Here is a 14,907-nt window from a genome sequence, read left to right on the forward strand (position 1 = left end):
TAGGTGCCTCTAAATGCGACCCGGCCCGAGCAGTGGTATGGACGTCGTCGACGACTACATCGACGAGGAGCTGTTCACCGCCTTCCACGACACGATGCCGCAGGTCTGCGTCGAGGTGGTCCTGGTCCACGACGGCGGCGTGCTCGTGGCCAGGCGAGCCAACGAGCCGGTGAAAGACGAGTGGTTCTGGCCGGGGAGTCGCCTCTACAAGGGTGAGAGGCTGGAGGCGGCCGCACGGCGGGTCGCCCGAGACGAACTCGGCGTCGACGTGACCGTCGCGGAGACGCTGGGCGTCGAGGAACACTTCTGGGACCGGAGCGCGCTCGGTGAGGACGTCTCACGGCACACCGTCAACGTCGTCTTCCGCGTGTGGCCGACCGACGGGGAGCCGTCCATCTCGCTCGACGACCAGCACACGGACTACGAGTTCGTCGCCGAACCCGACGAGCGCCACCACGAGATGGTCCACCGGTACTTCGACGCGTACGACCTGCCGGGGACCAGGTAGCAGTCAGTCCGACCCGCCCGACCGCGCCGGCGGGTCCACCGAGACCACGTGACCGAGCGTGTCGCGGTTGTCGGCGACCAGCCGGTACGCGCGCTCGCGGAGGCCGCCGTACTCGTCGAACTGCCGCAGGAACTCCACGACCGGGCGGACGTCGCCGCCGACACCCGAGTGCAGGAACGCCTCCTCGATGGACTCCCCACAGGAGTACACCTCGTCGTCGGTGACGAGGTGAGCACAGTCCTCGTAGTCGTCGGGCAGTCGCTCGCGCAGGTCGTCGGTCAGTTCGGAGAAGCCGACCAGGTCGACCTCCGAGCGGTCCGCGATGCGGTAGGCCCACCACGTGCAAAAGCCACAGTCGTCGTCGTAGACGAGCGTCGAGTCGCTCATGTCCCCCGCTGTGACCGCCAGGCCCGTTTAGGTTCCGCTCCCGGCGAGGGCCGCCCCGACGACCAGCAACGGGACGCCGAGAGCCGCCAGCCAGAGCGCGTCGCCGAGCGCGAGCACGACCCTAAATCCCAGCCCGAAGACCTGGTACGTGTCCACCAGCGGCGTCGTGGCCCCGAGCGCCAGCACGACACCAGCGGCTGCCGTCGCGACGCCGAGTCGCCGCTGCCCCCGGCGGAGCGCGAAGCCGGCGGGGAGAAAGGCGAAGACGGCCGTGAGCAACGCGAGCCGCGGGCCGAGACCGAACCAGGGCACGCGTCCGTAGAACAGGACGGACCCGGCGGCGACGGCGACGGCGGCGACTGCGGCTCCGAGCACCGCGACAGCGAGCGCCCGGCCGTACGTCCAGCGAACCGGTCCGGTACCGACGAGAACGGCTCCGAGGCCGACCGCGGTGACGCTCACGCCGAACAGGACAGGGAGGCCCGTCCCGAAGACGGAGAGGACCCGTCCCGCGAACGAGAGCCCAACGCCGGCGACGCCAGCGAGAAGCAGCGACCGCCCGGGCCGGGCGCGAATCGCGCCGAGGACGCCGTCGAGTTCGGGCAACAGGCGGCCGGCACCGACGACCAGTACCGCGACGACGGCGGCGGGGAGAGCGACGCCGAGGAGCGCGTTCTGGACCACCACCGGCCCGACGACGGCGGCGATGGAGAGCCAGCTCAAGAGGAATCCCAGCGTCGCGCTCTCCGGAACGAACGTCACGAAGCCACCCCGGTCGAAGTCTGTGAGCGTCATGCGGACCCCGTCGTCCGAGACAGTGCTGCCAGGCACGCTCGCGGCGACGCGGGTCCCCTCGGGCGCGACGACGACCAGCCGGTCGGCACCGAGGCCGTCGAGGTTTCGGTAGCCGAAACTGCGGGTGAATTCGCCCGAGCGGAGCGTTCCGCCGACCCCCCGCTCCGCGAAGTCCGGCCGGCGGAACGTCATAGTCAGCACGCCATCGGCCGAGACGTTCGCAGCCACGAAGTCGGCGTTCCGCAACGCGGTCCGCGTCGCCTCGGTCAGTAGCGTGGCGTTGCTCCGGAGGCGGTCGACGGCCGGGGAGGGTGCGAGGTCGTTGCGGACGACCCACGTCGCCGTCCCGTTCTCGGCGACGGTCACCGTCGCGGTGCTGCGGTCGACGGTGACGTCGACGCCGTGGTACTCGGCGTGTCTCTCGAAGGTGTCGCCACAGGCGTCACAGACCGGTTCGGGCGGCGGCGCTGCTGCCGCGGGAGCGACGAGCGCGAGTGCAACGGCTGTGAGGAGGAGAGCGCGGGTTCGGGGGACCATACGCCGAGCCTACTCACCCCGTGACAAAAATCCTTCACCCTGAGGGGGCTACTCGTCGGCCTTCGAGCCGTCGCTGACGGCCACCTGCGCGGTGCGGATGACCTTCCCCGCCATCTCGTAGCCCGGCCGGTGGACCTGCGCGACGGTGTCGGCGGGCTGTTCGGAGGGGACCGTCGCCAGCGCCTCGTGACGCTGTGGGTCGACGTCGTCGCCCGGTTCCGGTTCGATGCGCTCGACGTTCTCCCTGTCGAGTTCGTCGTCGAACTGCCGCAGGGTGGACTCGACGCCGCCGCGGATGTCCGCGCCCTCCTCCTGGTCGAGCGCTCGCTGGAGGTTGTCGCGGACGTCCACGAGGCGCGCGACGAGGTCCTCGGTGGCGCGCTGTTTCTCCTCCTCCATGCGCTTTTTCTGTCGTTTCTTGTAGTTCTGGAACTCCGCCTGCTTGCGCTTCAGGCGGGATTCGAGGTCCGACACCTCGTCCTCGCGCTCGGCCAGGCTCTCCTCCATCGTCTCGACGCGCTCGCGGAGAGCGGCGAGTTCGGCGGCTATCTCCGCCGGGTCCGAGTCCGCGACGCGCTCGACGAGCGACTCGTCGACATCCTCGTCCGCTGCCGCGATGTCGTCAAGCAGTTCGTCGGCGTCGCCGGCGGGTTCCTCGGCGATGTCGTCGAGGTCCGCATCGGTCGCCTGCTGGTCGTCGGCGGCGGCCTCGCCGTCGCCGTCCGACGCTGCCTGCGGGTCCGTCGCGTCCTGCTCGGTCATACGCGATGGATGGCGTCTCGCGGATAAAAGGGTTGAGAAAGGCGGTAGCTTCTTGCCCGCCCGGGGTCGACACCCGCCGTGGACTCGGAGTTCAGTTTCGAACTGCAGGTCTGCCAGTGGGCCGAGCACCACTGGCCGCCGGGAGCCACCCGGGAGCGACCGGTCGTGGTCGCACGGCAACTGGGAACCAGAGGGCGCCGCTGGGACACCGTCGTTCTGGAGTGCGACCCGGAAGGCCTTGCCGCCCGCGCGCGCTTCGGGCAGCGCCGACTCGATTCGGACCTGCTACACGTCGTGCGCAACGCGCCCGAAGCGTGGGCGTGGTACCGCGACGCCCTCCCGGACCCCGGCTACCCGTGGCGGTACGTCCGCGAGGCCGTCCACCGCGCCGCCGACCGCGGCGTCGTCGAGACGCGCACGGCGGGCAACCGAATCGAACTCCGGCGGAAGTGGCCCTACCCCGACTGGGTCGAGCGAATCGTCGCCATCGAGAACAAGCCGGACCTCGACAAAAGCGCCGCCCGCGCGCTCACGCCGCAGGTCGAGCGCGACGTCGCGCTCGCGCTGGCCGACGAGGTGTGGGTCGCGACCGAGGCGACCGGCGGGCCGGTCACGCCAGCCCTCTTCGAGGGCATTCCCGTCGAGGCGGGGATTCTCGCGGTCGACCCCGGCGAGCGCGGGGCCGAGGCGGTCGCAGCGACCTGGCAGCCGCGGACACTCGCGGTCGACGACCCCGGCACTCGAATCGTCGAGCGCCCGTCGGGCAGCGGCCGCGACGCCTCCGCCGCCCGGTTCGAGTACGCCGACCCCGCGTGGAAGGCCGACAAGCGACTGGAAATCGCCGAGCGCGCCTACGAGCGGGGCTGGCGGGCCTATCTGGACTCGATGCGGCCGGACTGCCGGCACTTCGAACTCCAGCCTGCCGCGAGCGTCGCGCGGCCGTACTGCGCGGCGAAGGAGTGTCACCAGACACAGACGGAGTGTGCCGGCTCCTGCGCCGACTTCGAGCCCGAACCGCCGGCCTGGCGACAGCGCGGCTGGCCGATAGACGGCGGTCCGGGAAGCGGCATCAAGGAACTGCTCGCCGACCAGCGACAGCGGCACCGACCGAGGGCGGACGAGAAGTGACTAGCTGACGACCAGGTTCTCGCGGTCCAGCGCCAGGCGGAAAGTGGGGACCGTGGTCCGGATGCGCTCGACGGCACCCTTGTCGACGAGCCCGTGCAGCGCCGAGCGGACCTCGTCGACTTCGGGGTCCAGTCCCGCCTCGCGCAGCGCGTGCAGCGTCGCGACGACGCTCTGTGGGTCGTCGTCGGGGCCGGGAAGTACGTCCAGCGCCGCGGCTTCGAGGTCGCCGACGTCGACAGTCCGTTCCGTGAAGTCCGGGTCCTCGCCGGCGACGACGGCCTCGGCCTCCGGGGTCGCACAGATGAGACTGTCCTCGTTGCGGTAGTAGTACGCCTTGAGTTCGGATTCGAGGTACGAGTGGACCTCGCTGCCGCTGTCCATGTCCCACCGCTCCTGGAGGTCGGCGTTTTTCGTCGGCTGGAGTTCGACGATGTCCGCGAGGCGGTCCTGTGCCTGCTCCGAGAGGGTCATTGGTGCATGGTACGGGAGAGGGGGTACAATGGCGTTCCGGAGTCCGGCAGGGCGCGCCAGCGGAACGTACAGTTATATCCTTCCGAGCCATTCGGTACCACATGGCAGACACCAGAGCCAGTCGCGTTAAGAAGGCCCAGACGGTCGAGAAGCGCCAGTACGAGCGCGAAATGGTCGAGGAACTCCGGCGGCAAGACGAAGCAGAACCGCCGCGGGAGGACGAGTCGCCCGGTCAGTAACCGTCAGCGGTCGGGCTGTAGTCCAGTATCTCGACAGCGCCGAGCGTCAGCGCGTCCGGTTCGAAGTTCCCCTTCGGCGGGTGGTAGCCGGCGGCTTCGAGCGTCGCCGCGACGACGGCCTGGTTCTCCGCCCGGATGCCCATGGTATCGGCCACCGAGTCGACCGCGTGGTCCTCGCAGTAGACGCCCTCCATCTCCCAGGAGTGGTCCTCGTAACAGGTCAGCGCGACCGTCACGCGGTCGCCGGAGCGAAGCGTCCCGTCCTCGGTGCAGGCCCGGCACCCCACCGTGGCGGTCCCGAAGTCCTGCTTGACGGCGAGGCTCTCGACGACCCGTCCGGTGAACAACTCGACGAGTTCCGTCTCCGACAGCGAGTAACTCATTGGCTGACCGTAGGACTGCAACCAGTTAGCACTGTCTCCACGGGACTACCGGCGGTGCTGTACGGGGTAGCTGCCGCGCCCGCGGTTGCGCTTCTGGGAGTACAGCACAGCGACGACCACCGCGCCGATTATCGGCGGGATGAACATCCCGACGAAGAATCCGACGGCCCACATGTCGGCCGTCTCCATGTTCCGCTTCCGGCCGTCGAGGTAAATCCAGAGGGCACCGAGGAGACCGACGAGGAGGGCGAACTGGCCGCTCATCTGAATTCCGACCATATCCAACCGTTCGACCGACCAACAAATATTCTTTCCGCCTGGCGCTCACAGCGAGGCCAGCGTCTCGCCCACGTCGTCCCAGTGGCTCCCCTTCCAGAAGTGCTGCCCGCAGGTGACACAGCGCCAGACTGCCGTCTCGCCGGGGTCGGGGGCGTACTCGGGCGTGCGCTCGTCGGCCGCGACGCGCTCGACGGGGCTGTTGCAGACGCCACAGCGAGCGGGTTCGTCCGCGAGTTCGAGCGCGTAGCCCGCCGCGGACAGTTCCCGGAGCTGGTCGTCCACCTCCCGCTCCGTGAGCAACACGGCGTCGGGCGCGCGCCGGGCCAGCTGGCGGTCCCGGGTCACGAGGGTGCGGCCGCTCTCGCGGGACCGCGCCAGGACGGCGTCGTCGGCCTCCAGCCCGTCGTCCAGCGCGTACGCGGTGTCGTACCCACACATCCGGAGGTAGGTGGCGAGCTTGCCGAGCATCGTGTCCAGTAGCAACTGCTCGGTGGTCGGGTCGCCCATGTCAGTCCAAAAAGTCCCGCACGCCGTCGGCGTCGCGGGTGTTGAGCACGTCGCCGGCTTCGGCCCAGCCACGGCGGGCCGTGTGGACCCCGTACCGGACGTGCCCGTAACTGCTGGTCCGGTGGGCGTCCGTGGAGACGACGATAGTCGCCCCCTGTTCGACGGCGGTCCTGACCGCCCGGCCGGTGAGGTCCAGCCGGCGGGGGTCGGAGTTTATCTCCAGCGCCGTGTCGTTGTCGGCGGCGACGCTCGCGAGCCGTTCCACGTCGATTTGCAGCCCCGAGCGCTCGTTCAGGAGCCGCCCCGTCGGGTGGCCGATGGCGTCGACCGCCGGGTGCTCCGCGGCCGCGACGAGCCGGTCGGTGCCGTCGCCGTCGAGGCCGGCGTGCGGGGAGGCGACGACGAAATCCAGGTCCGCGAGCAGGTCGTCGCCGACCGACACCGAGCCGTCTGCTCCGACGTTGGCCTCGACGCCAGTGAACACCTCGACGTCGGCCTCGTCGGCCGCCTCGCGGACTGCCGGCAGTTGCTCGCGCAGGCGCTCGTCGGAGAGGCCGACCCCGCCGACCATCCCCGGCCCCGAGGCGTGGTCGGTAATCGCGACGTAGTCGTGGCCGTAGGCCGCCGCCCCGGCTATCATCTCCTCGATGGAATCCGTGCCGTCCGACCAGTCGGTGTGGACGTGCAGGTCGCCGCGGACGTCCGTCTCCTCGACGACGGCTGGCAGTTCGCCGGCGGCCGCGGCCTCGATTTCGCCCCGCCCCTCGCGGAGTTCCGGGACCATCCAGGGGAGGTCCAGCACCTCGTACATGCTCTCCTCCGTCTCGCCGGCGACGCGCTCGCCGACGCGCTGGCCGGCGTCGGGGTCCTCGACGTCGCTCACGTCGAAGACGCCGTACTCGTTCATCTTCAGGTCCCGCTCGATGGCCCGGTTCCGGAGTTCGACGTTGTGCTCCCAGCTCCCCGTGAAGTACTGGAGCGCGCTGCCGAACTCGTCGGGCGCGACGACGCGCAGGTCGACCCGGACGCCGCCCTTGCGGACGCTCGCCTTGCCGGAACCGGCCTCGATGACCGACTCCGCGCCGTCCCAGCCGGTGAAGGCGTCGACGACGGCCTCGGGGTCGTCGCTGGCCGCGAGCACGTCCACGTCGCCGACGGTCGGTTTCCACCGGCGGATAGAGCCGGCGAGTTCACACTCGCCGACCGTCTCGACGCCCCGGAGGAAGTCCCGGACCTCCTCGCCGCTGGGGATGGCCTCGCCCAGCAGCGCGCGTTCGTGGGCCTCGCGGGCGAACTCGATGCCGTCGAGGATGTTCTGCTCGGTCTTGGGACCGAAGCCCTTCACGTCCTGTATCTCGCCGGCCTCGGCGGCGGCTTCGAGGTCGTCGAGCGTCTCGACGCCGAGTTCCTCGTGGAGGGTCCCGACGGTCTTCGGGCCGACCCCCTCGACGGCGGTCAGCGCCGCCATGTCGACGGGGAGCTGCTCGCGCAACTCCTCCAGTTCCTCGATGCGGCCGGTCTCAGCGAACTCGACTATCTTCGACGCGATGGCGTCGCCGACGCGGTCTATCTCCGCGACTGCATCCGGGCCGTCGGCGGCGAGGACGACCACGGAATCGGGGTAGTCGCGGACGTTCTCGGCCGCTCGGCGGTAGGCCCGGGGCTTGTACTCGACCCCCTTGGCCTCCAGCAGGTCGGCGAACTCTTCGAGCAGTCGGGCGACCTCGTCGTTGGTGGTCATGGCTGTGTCATTTGCCCAGTCCGCGGCTGGAGGCGCTGTGTCCGGCAGCGTCGCTCTCGTGACCCAGTGCCTTCCGGAGGAAACTCATCCAGCGCTTGCGGTCGGCGGCCTCCTGTGCCTCGGCCTCGCGCTCGATGTCGACGGGGCCGAGCTGTTCGAGCGCGTTCAGCGCCCGGTCGATGCCGATGATGGCTTCGACAAGTTCCTCGCCCTCCTCGCGGCTGATGTCCGCAAACTCGTCCTCGATGCGCTGCTTGCGCTGGAGGCGCTCGCGGCGGAGGTTCCGCTTAGCCTGCTCGACGCGCTCGCGTTCGCCGGACGGAATCGTCTCCCGGCGCTTTATCTCGAAGACGAACTCCTGCAGGGCGATCTCCTCGCCCTGCACGGTGATGCGGTCGGGGATGTCGGCACCGACGGTCGCTCCCTCGCGCTCGACGCGCTCCAGGAGCTGCTTGCGCTCGAACTCTCTCACACACGGACGTATCGGCTTGGCGTACTTCGCTCCTTCGCTCACTCGCGTCGCCAGCGCCTGGTGAGCAGGGTGCGACAGTCGGGACAGGAGACGTCGACGGTCTCGTCGCGGAGGGTCTCGACCCAGTCACCGTCCACGGGGCTCTCGTGGCCGCAGCTGGGACAGACGAGGACGGCCTTTCGGCGCTGTCTGAGCGGCGTGGTATCGGGAACCGACCCGACGCCACCGAGGGCGTTCACGCGGGTCATCACCTGGACTGAGGTGTCCGACAGGTAAGTGTCTGTTGGCATCAGACGGTATTTGGGGGATTTTGACACCATTTCACGTCGTTTGTATGCGGCGTGACCAGGCTCAGACGTCGAAGACGACGTACGCCCGCCACCCGTCGGGGGTCTCCTCGACGGCCATCTCGGAGTAGGTCACGGCCTTCAGGTCCCGTGCGGTGACCGACGACAGCGGCACGCCCCGGTAGGACGCCTCGACGTGCCACGCGTCGTCCGCTTCCGAGACCGTCGCGGTGTTGTCCACTGGCAGGACGGAACGTACGTCCCGCTCGTAAATGAGTTCGTCGAGGTAGTCGAACAGGAGCGCCTCCCTGCCCTCGGCCGTGACGGCGACGTCGCGGCGCTCGCCACCCTCTGCTGGCACCTCGTCGCACATCGCGGCGGCCATGCCGTCGGCGGCCGCGGCGAAGGCCCCGCCGAGCGTCCCGCCCGTCGCCTCGACGGCGACGTCGGCCGTGTGCTCGCGCAGGTCGAAGCTCATATCAGTTCACCGCCGGCAGTCTCCCCGGCCTCCGAGAGCCGGTCCGCGGTCACCTCGTCGGGGTCGTCGACCGCGACGCCGCTGGAGACGAGCGACTGGATTCCCTCCTCGACGGACATGTCCACGTCGTAGACGCGGTCGGCGGAGACGTGGACGACGTACCCGCCCATGACCGGGTTCGGTGCCATCGGCATGAAAAGCGTCACCATCTCGCCGTGGCCGGTGGCCTGCCGGACGGCCTCGGGCGTGTCGGCAGTCAGGAACCCCAGCGTGTACGAGCCCTCGTCGGGGTACTCGATGAGTTTGACCTCCTGGAAACTCTCGGTGTCGCTGTCCAGCAGGAGGTCGCTTATCTCGTCGATGCTCCGGTAGATGGAACCGATTCCGGGAATCGAGGCCAGGAACCGCTCGAACCGCCTGGCCAGGCCGCCCCCGCCGTACTGGCTCTCGGCGGTCAGTCCGACGACGAAAATGAGAAGCCCCAGCACGCCCCCGGCGAGTACCTGGACGGCGACGGCCGGGAGGTCGCTCCCGACGCTGAAGGCGTCCTTGACCACGACCGTCAGCGGGTTCAGGAGGTTCGAGATGAAGTTGTAGGCGAAGACGAGCACGAGCACCGTCACGATGGCCGGGATGGTTATGGCCAGCCCCGTGACGAAAGACTGTCTGAGGTAGTTCCGCGCGCTCTCCCTCGTCGTTCCCGTGGGCCGAGACATACCTGGGAATTCGGGCAGAGCGGGGAAAGAATTGTGGCCCACCGGGTCCGCTGAGCGGTCGCCGGGGGCGGTGGAATTATTATCGTCCCCCATTTATGACCGGGGTAGTGAGCGTCAACGTACAGCGGCAGGTCGTGAGTCCCGGCAACGACGACTACGTCGGCCTCGCCTGGAAGCTCAAGGAACGCATCCGCCGGGAGGACGGCGTTCTCCGCCAGCGCCGCCGCTTCTTCGAGAACGCGTACGAACGCTCGACCGTCTACCTGTACGTCGACCGCTCGGAGGACCGCCTGGTCGGCTTTGCCGCCGTCCGCCGGGACGGCTACATCCTCTTTCTCGCCGTCGGCAGCGACTACCGCGGCCAGGGCTTCGGCAAGCGGCTCATCGCCCGCGTCGCCGAGGACTACGGGTCGGTGACCTGCCACGCCCGAACCACCAACGCCGAGGCCCTGCGGTTCTACAAGCACCTCGGCTTCGAGGTCAAACGGCGCATCGACAGCTACTACGAGGACGGCGGCGACGCCTACTACCTCCGGCTGGGCGACGAGGGGACCATCCGGGAGCGCCTGGCGAACCTGCTGGGCCGGTGACCGCGGCCGCCGACACAAACCCTTTTGCCACGCTCGGGCCAACGGGGAGCCGATGGAAGAGCGGACACGCGCGTACCTCAGGGGTCGTTTCGGGGACCACTACCGCCGGAGCGACGTGACCCCGCCGCCGGACGCCCACGCCCGCGAGTGGGGCTACGTCCCCTGGACCGAGGGGCCGGGCGAGACCTACATCCGACACAAGTCGCTGCTCGACCTCGGCGACATCGGGGACTTCCTCGCGCGCGAGCGGCCGCGACACGTCTACTTCTCCGCCGGCCGCTACGAGGACCCCAGCGCCTCGACGATGGGCAGCAAGACCTGGCAGTCCTCGGACCTCATCTTCGACCTGGACGCCGACCACCTGCCGCGGGCCGAACCGGACGACTCCTACGCCGAGATGCTCGAGAAGTGCAAGGACGCGCTGGTGCGGCTGCTCGACTTTCTCACCGACGACTTCGCGTTCGAGAACCTGACGGTCGTCTTCTCGGGCGGCCGGGGCTACCACGTCCACGTCCGCGACGAGTGCATCCAGCACCTCGAACGCGACGCGCGCCGCGAGATAGTCGACTACGTCCGCGGCATCGGCCTGGACCCCGACAGCCTCATTCGCACGGAGATGCGCGGGAACGTCACCGCCCGCGTCCTGCCGACCGACGGCGGCTGGGCCCACCGGGTCCACCGCCGGCTGCTCGCGTTCGTCGACGACATCGACGGGACGAGCGAGGCCGAGGCGCTCGACCGCCTCCAGGACCTAGACGGCATCGGCGAGGGACGTGCGAAGACCATCTACGGGGCTATCCAGCGCAACCGGGAGGCGATAGAGAGCGGCAACATGGAGGCCGGCGGCGTCGGCATCCGGACGCTGGTGGACTCGCTCGTCGGTGAGACCGTCGCGGCGGAGAACGCGCCCATCGACGAACCCGTCACCACCGACACCAACAGGCTCATCCGCCTGCCGGGGAGCATCCACGGCGGCAGCGGACTGGCGGTCCAGCGCATCGACCGCGACGATATCGCGGCGTTCGACCCGCTGGTCGACGCCGTCCCGGAGACCTTCCGGACCCACGACATCACGGTCGAAGTCACGGACGGCGGCCGGGTCGAACTGGATGGCGATAGTTTTACACTCCAGGAGCGAGAGGTTACCGTTCCGGAGTACCTCGGCGTGTTCCTGATGTGTCGGGGCCGCGCCGAGAAGGGGCAGGAAGGATGAATCTCGACGAATTACAATCGGTGCGCGACCGCGAGCGACAGACCGACAAGCTCCAGCAGTTGCGCGAGACGTTCTACGAGGACACCGGCGAGTTCATCCGGCAGTTGCGCGAACAGCGCGAGCGCGCCGCCGAGCGCGCGGACGACCCCTTCGACGCCCCCGAAGTGAACCGACTCAGCGACGAGATAGACACCGCGGAGAAGACAGTCGAGGCAATCTACGAGAAGCGCGTCGGCAAAATCGTCAAGGCGGCGTCGTTCGCCGCCGCTGACCTGCCGGCCGAATCCGACGGCATGACCGCCGAGGAGACGGAACTGTTCGAGACGCTCGTCGAGGACATCAAGACGAACCGCCAGCACGTCATGGACGTCCTCGACGGGACCGAGGGCGTTCCACCGGGTACCGCTGGCTCCGAGCCGTCCGACCCTGCGGCGGAAACGGAACCGCAGTCGGGGGAACCAGCGCCACCCGAAACCCAGAGTCAGCCGCGCGAGGAGCGTCCGGCGGCCGACCCGGAGCCGCGGTCGGACCCCGCCGGGGGACCGACGGACGCGGGGGCAGACGGCGTCAGCGCCGCCGACGTGATGGGCGGCGAGCCGTCGGAGCCGGCCGCGGCATCCCCGGCGTCCGGCGGGACCGACGGCGACGACGCGGCCGGTCGAACGCCCCCGGAGCCCGAACTGCGCAAGGACGGGGGGACCGCGGCGGATTCGGGGTCGGGCGTCGACCGCGAGACCGTCCGCATCACCAGAGACGTCGGCGACTTCCTCGGCTTCGACGAGCGGGAGTACGACCTCTCGGAGAACGACGTCGTGACGCTCCCGTCGACGAACGTGGAGCCGCTGGTCTCGCGGGACGCGGCCGAACGGCTCGACTGAGGGGGTGATTCTACGGTGGCGGGCGCTCGCCGAGTGTCAACTGCACCGTCTGGCGCCGGCCGTCGCGGATGACCGCCACGTCGATTGTGTCGCCGGGACTGGTCTCCAGCGCCAGGTACGACGACAGCGCCTGCTGGGTCGGGATGTCCGCGCCGCCCATCCGGTAGACGACGTCGCCGCCGGTCTCGATACGCTGCCCGTCGAGCGTGGTCTGGCCGGTCGACCCCTGGAGCACGCCGTCGGAGGGGCCGCCGTCGACGACCGATGCGATGTAGACGCCCCACGAAATCGGGAGGTCGTTCGCCTCGGCGATGGGTGGCGTGACGCCGGTGAGGCGCACGCCCATGTAGCTGTGGTCGTACTCGCCGTCCTGGATGAGCGCGGGGACGACGCGACGGACCATGGCGGCAGAGATGGCGAAGCCGATGTTGTCGCCGCCGCCGGAGTTGACGACGCCGGCGACCTGGCCGTCGAGGGTTACCAGCGGGCCGCCGCTGTTACCCGGGTTGACCGCCGCGTCCGTCTGGACGGCGTCGGGAATGGAGAAGTCGTTGCTGGCCGTCCCGGCCGGGAGGGTGCGGTTCTGGCCGCTGATGATGCCGGCCGACACCGACCCCGAGAGGCCGAACGGGTTACCGAGTGCGATGACCTGGGTGCCCGTCGGGGGTTCCCACTGGACGAGCGGGAGCGCGCCGGCGCTCTCCGGGCGGTCCTCGACGCGGAGGACCGCGAGGTCGCTGTAGACGTCGGTCGCGACGACCTCCGCATCCTGCCACCCAGTGCCATCGAACCAGACCGAGACCTCCGCGGCACCGGAGACGACGTGCTCGTTCGTGACGAGGTGGCTGTCGTCGTAGACCCACGCCGTGCCGCTGGCGGTGCTCCCAAGTTCCTGACGCACGCGAACCGCGGCGACGGAGGGCGAGACTCGATTGTAGACTCTGGTGTACGTCGACCCGTCGGCAGTCGAGTCCCCGTTGGCCGCGTAGGAGTCGAAGGTCCCGTCGATGGTGGCGATGGGGTCGCGACTCGTCTCCGGGGCCTCGTTTTCGGGCGCGCCGAAGGAGCACCCGGCGACGCCTCCGGCGACACCGGTCGCGAGCGCACCGAGCACTCGCCTGCGCGACCACGTCTCCTGATTCATGTCCGCACACTGGGGCGCGAGGGGGTTAAATTGCAGGGCAAAGTACTACCCGGGCCCCGCCGTACGCCGTCGCATGGCTGCCGACTCACAGTCGAACACGACCGAAGTGCCGCCGCCGGACTTCATCGTGCCCGGCGTGCGCTGTGCGCTGGAGATGTTGCTCGCCGGGGCGCTCGTGCTCATCGTCGGGTTGCCGGCCTCGAACGTGTTCTACCTCGGGGCCGTCGTCGTCGTGGCCGTCGTGGTCATGACGGTGGTGCTGTTCTGGTCGCTGAACCAGCAGATGGAAGCCTGGATAGCCCGCGCCCGGCGGACGGGCAGAGGCGGCCAGTGACGATGCGAGGGCAGACGCTCGCGGTCCTCGCGCTCGTCGCGGTCCTGGCCGTCGTCGCCGGCGGCCCGGTGGCGACTGTGGCCGACCACACCTCGCCGGTCGCGACGCAACGCTCCGGGGGCGGGTTCACGCTGCTGGCCGGACTCATCGCGGTCGTCGTCGGTGCGCGGTACCGGGCGCTAGCTGGCTGATTGCGGAGAAGGGACGCGATTTCGCGGGTTCGGGTAGCATTAAGTGTCCGACAGCGGTACAGTCACACGCAATGCAACTCACCTGGCACGGCCACGCGACGTGGCACGTCGAAGTCGGGAGCACGAGCATTCTGATCGACCCGTTCTTCGACAATCCGAAGACGGAGATGGAGCCCGCGGACCTCGACCCGGACTACGTACTCGTCACGCACGGCCACGACGACCACGTGGCGGACGTAGGCGCGTACCCGGACGCGACACTCGCCGGGACGCCGGAGGTGACGGGACACCTCGCGGAACGGCACGGCTTCGCGGAGGACGACGTGGTCGGGTTCAACCTCGGAGGGACAGTCGAACTGGGGGACGCCTTCGTCACGATGCACCGTGCGGACCACACCAACGGCATGGGCCAGGGCTTCGTCACGCCCAGCGGCGGACTCCCTGCGGGCTACGTCATCGCCGACACCAAGCCGACGCAGATATCCGACGAGGACTCGACGACCTTCTACCACGCCGGCGACACCGCGTTGATGACGGAGATGCGGGAGGTCATCGGCCCCTACCTCGAACCCGACGCCGCCGCCCTGCCGGCCGGTGACCACTTCACGATGGGGCCGATGCAGGCCGCCATCGCCGCGGACTGGCTCGACGTCGACTACGCCTTCCCGATGCACTACGACACCTTCCCGCCAATCGAAATCGAAACCGACGACTTCGTGAACGAGGTCGAGGGCACCGGTGCCGCCGCCGAACCCGTCGTCCTGGACGGCGACGAGACGTTCGAACTGTAGCGGCCCCATCGCGACACGCCCTCGCAGGTGACGTCGGCGACAGTTCTGGTACTGTGGACCGGTGAGGGCAAGTCCC

General features: G+C 69.4%; 22 protein-coding genes. 9 read left to right on the forward strand and 13 right to left on the reverse strand.

Annotation, left to right across the window (positions count from 1 at the left end):
* Window positions 1-37: 37 nt before the first annotated feature.
* Window positions 38-508, forward strand: a complete 471-nt coding sequence (locus WDJ57_RS00715) for an NUDIX domain-containing protein (protein WP_338902976.1) — start codon at window positions 38-40, stop codon at window positions 506-508.
* A gap of 3 nt (window positions 509-511) precedes the next feature.
* On the opposite strand, the gene WDJ57_RS00720 is transcribed toward WDJ57_RS00715, so the two are convergent.
* The 3 genes from WDJ57_RS00720 to WDJ57_RS00730 are packed head-to-tail and all read right to left on the reverse strand — an operon-like array spanning window position 512 to window position 2,989.
* Entirely contained in the window at window positions 512-895 is a 384-nt protein-coding gene (locus WDJ57_RS00720) for a DCC1-like thiol-disulfide oxidoreductase family protein (protein ID WP_338902978.1), read from the reverse strand.
* Between the two features lie 27 nt (window positions 896-922).
* Window positions 923-2,227, reverse strand: a complete 1,305-nt coding sequence (locus WDJ57_RS00725; RefSeq protein WP_338902979.1) for a hypothetical protein — start codon at window positions 2,225-2,227, stop codon at window positions 923-925.
* A 48-nt stretch (window positions 2,228-2,275) separates the two neighbouring features.
* Window positions 2,276-2,989, reverse strand: a complete 714-nt coding sequence (locus tag WDJ57_RS00730; protein ID WP_338902980.1) for a nucleotide exchange factor GrpE — start codon at window positions 2,987-2,989, stop codon at window positions 2,276-2,278.
* 78 nt (window positions 2,990-3,067) lie between these two features.
* Between WDJ57_RS00730 and WDJ57_RS00735 the strand changes: the two genes are divergently transcribed.
* Window positions 3,068-4,117, forward strand: coding sequence for a DUF5787 family protein (locus WDJ57_RS00735; RefSeq protein ID WP_338902981.1), 1,050 nt, complete (start codon window positions 3,068-3,070; stop codon window positions 4,115-4,117).
* Here the strand turns inward: WDJ57_RS00735 and WDJ57_RS00740 are convergent, their stop codons facing one another.
* Window positions 4,118-4,588 (reverse strand): DUF5797 family protein, encoded by a 471-nt coding sequence (locus WDJ57_RS00740; RefSeq protein WP_338902982.1) that lies wholly within the window; start codon window positions 4,586-4,588, stop codon window positions 4,118-4,120.
* Window positions 4,589-4,689: 101 nt separating this feature from the next.
* Here WDJ57_RS00740 and WDJ57_RS00745 point away from each other — a divergent pair, with 101 nt between their 5' ends.
* The gene (locus WDJ57_RS00745; protein ID WP_338902983.1) at window positions 4,690-4,827 is read left to right on the forward strand and encodes a hypothetical protein; all 138 of its coding nucleotides are present in this window, start codon (window positions 4,690-4,692) and stop codon (window positions 4,825-4,827) included.
* Here the strand turns inward: WDJ57_RS00745 and WDJ57_RS00750 are convergent.
* The 8 genes from WDJ57_RS00750 to WDJ57_RS00785 form a co-directional block, all read right to left on the reverse strand.
* Entirely contained in the window at window positions 4,821-5,210 is a 390-nt protein-coding gene (locus tag WDJ57_RS00750) for a hypothetical protein (RefSeq protein ID WP_338902984.1), read from the reverse strand. The two genes, WDJ57_RS00745 and WDJ57_RS00750, sit on opposite strands and share 7 nt — an antisense overlap.
* A gap of 45 nt (window positions 5,211-5,255) precedes the next feature.
* Entirely contained in the window at window positions 5,256-5,489 is a 234-nt protein-coding gene (locus tag WDJ57_RS00755; protein ID WP_338902986.1) for a hypothetical protein, read from the reverse strand.
* Between the two features lie 45 nt (window positions 5,490-5,534).
* Window positions 5,535-5,996 carry a Mut7-C RNAse domain-containing protein gene (locus WDJ57_RS00760; RefSeq protein WP_338902987.1) on the reverse strand — a complete coding sequence of 154 codons (462 nt, stop codon included), beginning with the start codon at window positions 5,994-5,996 and terminating at the stop codon, window positions 5,535-5,537.
* A 1-nt stretch (window position 5,997) separates the two neighbouring features.
* Window positions 5,998-7,737 carry a DNA polymerase/3'-5' exonuclease PolX gene (gene polX, locus WDJ57_RS00765; RefSeq protein WP_338902988.1) on the reverse strand — a complete coding sequence of 580 codons (1,740 nt, stop codon included), beginning with the start codon at window positions 7,735-7,737 and terminating at the stop codon, window positions 5,998-6,000.
* Window positions 7,738-7,744: 7 nt separating this feature from the next.
* Complete coding sequence (locus WDJ57_RS00770) at window positions 7,745-8,209, reverse strand: DUF5788 family protein (RefSeq protein ID WP_338902990.1); 465 nt, start codon at window positions 8,207-8,209, stop codon at window positions 7,745-7,747.
* Between the two features lie 38 nt (window positions 8,210-8,247).
* Window positions 8,248-8,499 (reverse strand): hypothetical protein, encoded by a 252-nt coding sequence (locus WDJ57_RS00775; protein WP_338902991.1) that lies wholly within the window; start codon window positions 8,497-8,499, stop codon window positions 8,248-8,250.
* A 61-nt stretch (window positions 8,500-8,560) separates the two neighbouring features.
* A complete protein-coding gene (locus tag WDJ57_RS00780) occupies window positions 8,561-8,974 on the reverse strand; it encodes an archease (protein ID WP_338902992.1) in 414 nt (137 codons plus the stop codon).
* Complete coding sequence (locus WDJ57_RS00785; RefSeq protein WP_338902993.1) at window positions 8,971-9,690, reverse strand: DUF502 domain-containing protein; 720 nt, start codon at window positions 9,688-9,690, stop codon at window positions 8,971-8,973. Before WDJ57_RS00785 ends, WDJ57_RS00780 begins: the two co-directional genes overlap by 4 nt.
* A gap of 107 nt (window positions 9,691-9,797) precedes the next feature.
* Here WDJ57_RS00785 and WDJ57_RS00790 point away from each other — a divergent pair, with 107 nt between their 5' ends.
* From WDJ57_RS00790 to WDJ57_RS00800, 3 genes are read left to right on the forward strand one after another with little or no spacing between them, the layout of a single operon-like run.
* Entirely contained in the window at window positions 9,798-10,280 is a 483-nt protein-coding gene (locus WDJ57_RS00790; protein WP_338902995.1) for a GNAT family N-acetyltransferase, read from the forward strand.
* A gap of 52 nt (window positions 10,281-10,332) precedes the next feature.
* Window positions 10,333-11,493, forward strand: a complete 1,161-nt coding sequence (priS, locus tag WDJ57_RS00795; protein ID WP_338902996.1) for a DNA primase small subunit PriS — start codon at window positions 10,333-10,335, stop codon at window positions 11,491-11,493.
* Window positions 11,490-12,371, forward strand: coding sequence for a hypothetical protein (locus WDJ57_RS00800; RefSeq protein ID WP_338902997.1), 882 nt, complete (start codon window positions 11,490-11,492; stop codon window positions 12,369-12,371). The genes priS and WDJ57_RS00800 overlap by 4 nt, the downstream gene beginning before the upstream one ends.
* 10 nt (window positions 12,372-12,381) lie before the next feature.
* Here WDJ57_RS00800 and WDJ57_RS00805 read toward each other — a convergent pair whose 3' ends face one another.
* A complete protein-coding gene (locus WDJ57_RS00805; protein ID WP_338902998.1) occupies window positions 12,382-13,515 on the reverse strand; it encodes a S1C family serine protease in 1,134 nt (377 codons plus the stop codon).
* A 73-nt stretch (window positions 13,516-13,588) separates the two neighbouring features.
* On the opposite strand from WDJ57_RS00805, the gene WDJ57_RS00810 reads away from it, so the two are divergent.
* The 3 genes from WDJ57_RS00810 to WDJ57_RS00820 all read left to right on the forward strand — a co-directional run bounded on the left by WDJ57_RS00810 (window position 13,589) and on the right by WDJ57_RS00820 (window position 14,831).
* The gene (locus tag WDJ57_RS00810; protein WP_338902999.1) at window positions 13,589-13,849 is read left to right on the forward strand and encodes a hypothetical protein; all 261 of its coding nucleotides are present in this window, start codon (window positions 13,589-13,591) and stop codon (window positions 13,847-13,849) included.
* Window positions 13,850-13,851: 2 nt separating this feature from the next.
* Window positions 13,852-14,040: a hypothetical protein gene (locus WDJ57_RS00815; RefSeq protein ID WP_338903000.1), complete on the forward strand. Its 189-nt coding sequence runs from the start codon at window positions 13,852-13,854 to the stop codon at window positions 14,038-14,040.
* Window positions 14,041-14,111: 71 nt separating this feature from the next.
* Window positions 14,112-14,831, forward strand: a complete 720-nt coding sequence (locus tag WDJ57_RS00820) for a metal-dependent hydrolase (RefSeq protein WP_338903002.1) — start codon at window positions 14,112-14,114, stop codon at window positions 14,829-14,831.
* The last annotated feature ends 76 nt before the right edge of the window (window positions 14,832-14,907 follow it).

Origin of the sequence: Salinibaculum sp. SYNS191 (genome assembly GCF_037338445.1) — an archaeon.
Lineage (GTDB): Archaea > Halobacteriota > Halobacteria > Halobacteriales > Haloarculaceae > Salinibaculum > Salinibaculum marinum.

What these genes read in the sequence shown, in the direction of transcription:
- WDJ57_RS00715 (WP_338902976.1), top strand. Translation starts at nt 38, where the DNA reads ATGGACGTCGTCGACGACTACATCGACGAGGAGCTGTTCACCGCCTTC.
- WDJ57_RS00720 (WP_338902978.1), bottom strand. Translation starts at nt 895, where the DNA reads ATGAGCGACTCGACGCTCGTCTACGACGACGACTGTGGCTTTTGCACG.
- WDJ57_RS00725 (WP_338902979.1), bottom strand. Translation starts at nt 2,227, where the DNA reads ATGGTCCCCCGAACCCGCGCTCTCCTCCTCACAGCCGTTGCACTCGCG.
- WDJ57_RS00730 (WP_338902980.1), bottom strand. Translation starts at nt 2,989, where the DNA reads ATGACCGAGCAGGACGCGACGGACCCGCAGGCAGCGTCGGACGGCGAC.
- WDJ57_RS00740 (WP_338902982.1), bottom strand. Translation starts at nt 4,588, where the DNA reads ATGACCCTCTCGGAGCAGGCACAGGACCGCCTCGCGGACATCGTCGAA.
- WDJ57_RS00745 (WP_338902983.1), top strand. Translation starts at nt 4,690, where the DNA reads ATGGCAGACACCAGAGCCAGTCGCGTTAAGAAGGCCCAGACGGTCGAG.
- WDJ57_RS00750 (WP_338902984.1), bottom strand. Translation starts at nt 5,210, where the DNA reads ATGAGTTACTCGCTGTCGGAGACGGAACTCGTCGAGTTGTTCACCGGA.
- WDJ57_RS00755 (WP_338902986.1), bottom strand. Translation starts at nt 5,489, where the DNA reads ATGGTCGGAATTCAGATGAGCGGCCAGTTCGCCCTCCTCGTCGGTCTC.
- WDJ57_RS00760 (WP_338902987.1), bottom strand. Translation starts at nt 5,996, where the DNA reads ATGGGCGACCCGACCACCGAGCAGTTGCTACTGGACACGATGCTCGGC.
- polX (WP_338902988.1), bottom strand. Translation starts at nt 7,737, where the DNA reads ATGACCACCAACGACGAGGTCGCCCGACTGCTCGAAGAGTTCGCCGAC.
- WDJ57_RS00775 (WP_338902991.1), bottom strand. Translation starts at nt 8,499, where the DNA reads ATGCCAACAGACACTTACCTGTCGGACACCTCAGTCCAGGTGATGACC.
- WDJ57_RS00780 (WP_338902992.1), bottom strand. Translation starts at nt 8,974, where the DNA reads ATGAGCTTCGACCTGCGCGAGCACACGGCCGACGTCGCCGTCGAGGCG.
- WDJ57_RS00785 (WP_338902993.1), bottom strand. Translation starts at nt 9,690, where the DNA reads ATGTCTCGGCCCACGGGAACGACGAGGGAGAGCGCGCGGAACTACCTC.
- priS (WP_338902996.1), top strand. Translation starts at nt 10,333, where the DNA reads ATGGAAGAGCGGACACGCGCGTACCTCAGGGGTCGTTTCGGGGACCAC.
- WDJ57_RS00800 (WP_338902997.1), top strand. Translation starts at nt 11,490, where the DNA reads ATGAATCTCGACGAATTACAATCGGTGCGCGACCGCGAGCGACAGACC.
- WDJ57_RS00805 (WP_338902998.1), bottom strand. Translation starts at nt 13,515, where the DNA reads ATGAATCAGGAGACGTGGTCGCGCAGGCGAGTGCTCGGTGCGCTCGCG.
- WDJ57_RS00810 (WP_338902999.1), top strand. Translation starts at nt 13,589, where the DNA reads ATGGCTGCCGACTCACAGTCGAACACGACCGAAGTGCCGCCGCCGGAC.
- WDJ57_RS00815 (WP_338903000.1), top strand. Translation starts at nt 13,852, where the DNA reads ATGCGAGGGCAGACGCTCGCGGTCCTCGCGCTCGTCGCGGTCCTGGCC.
- WDJ57_RS00820 (WP_338903002.1), top strand. Translation starts at nt 14,112, where the DNA reads ATGCAACTCACCTGGCACGGCCACGCGACGTGGCACGTCGAAGTCGGG.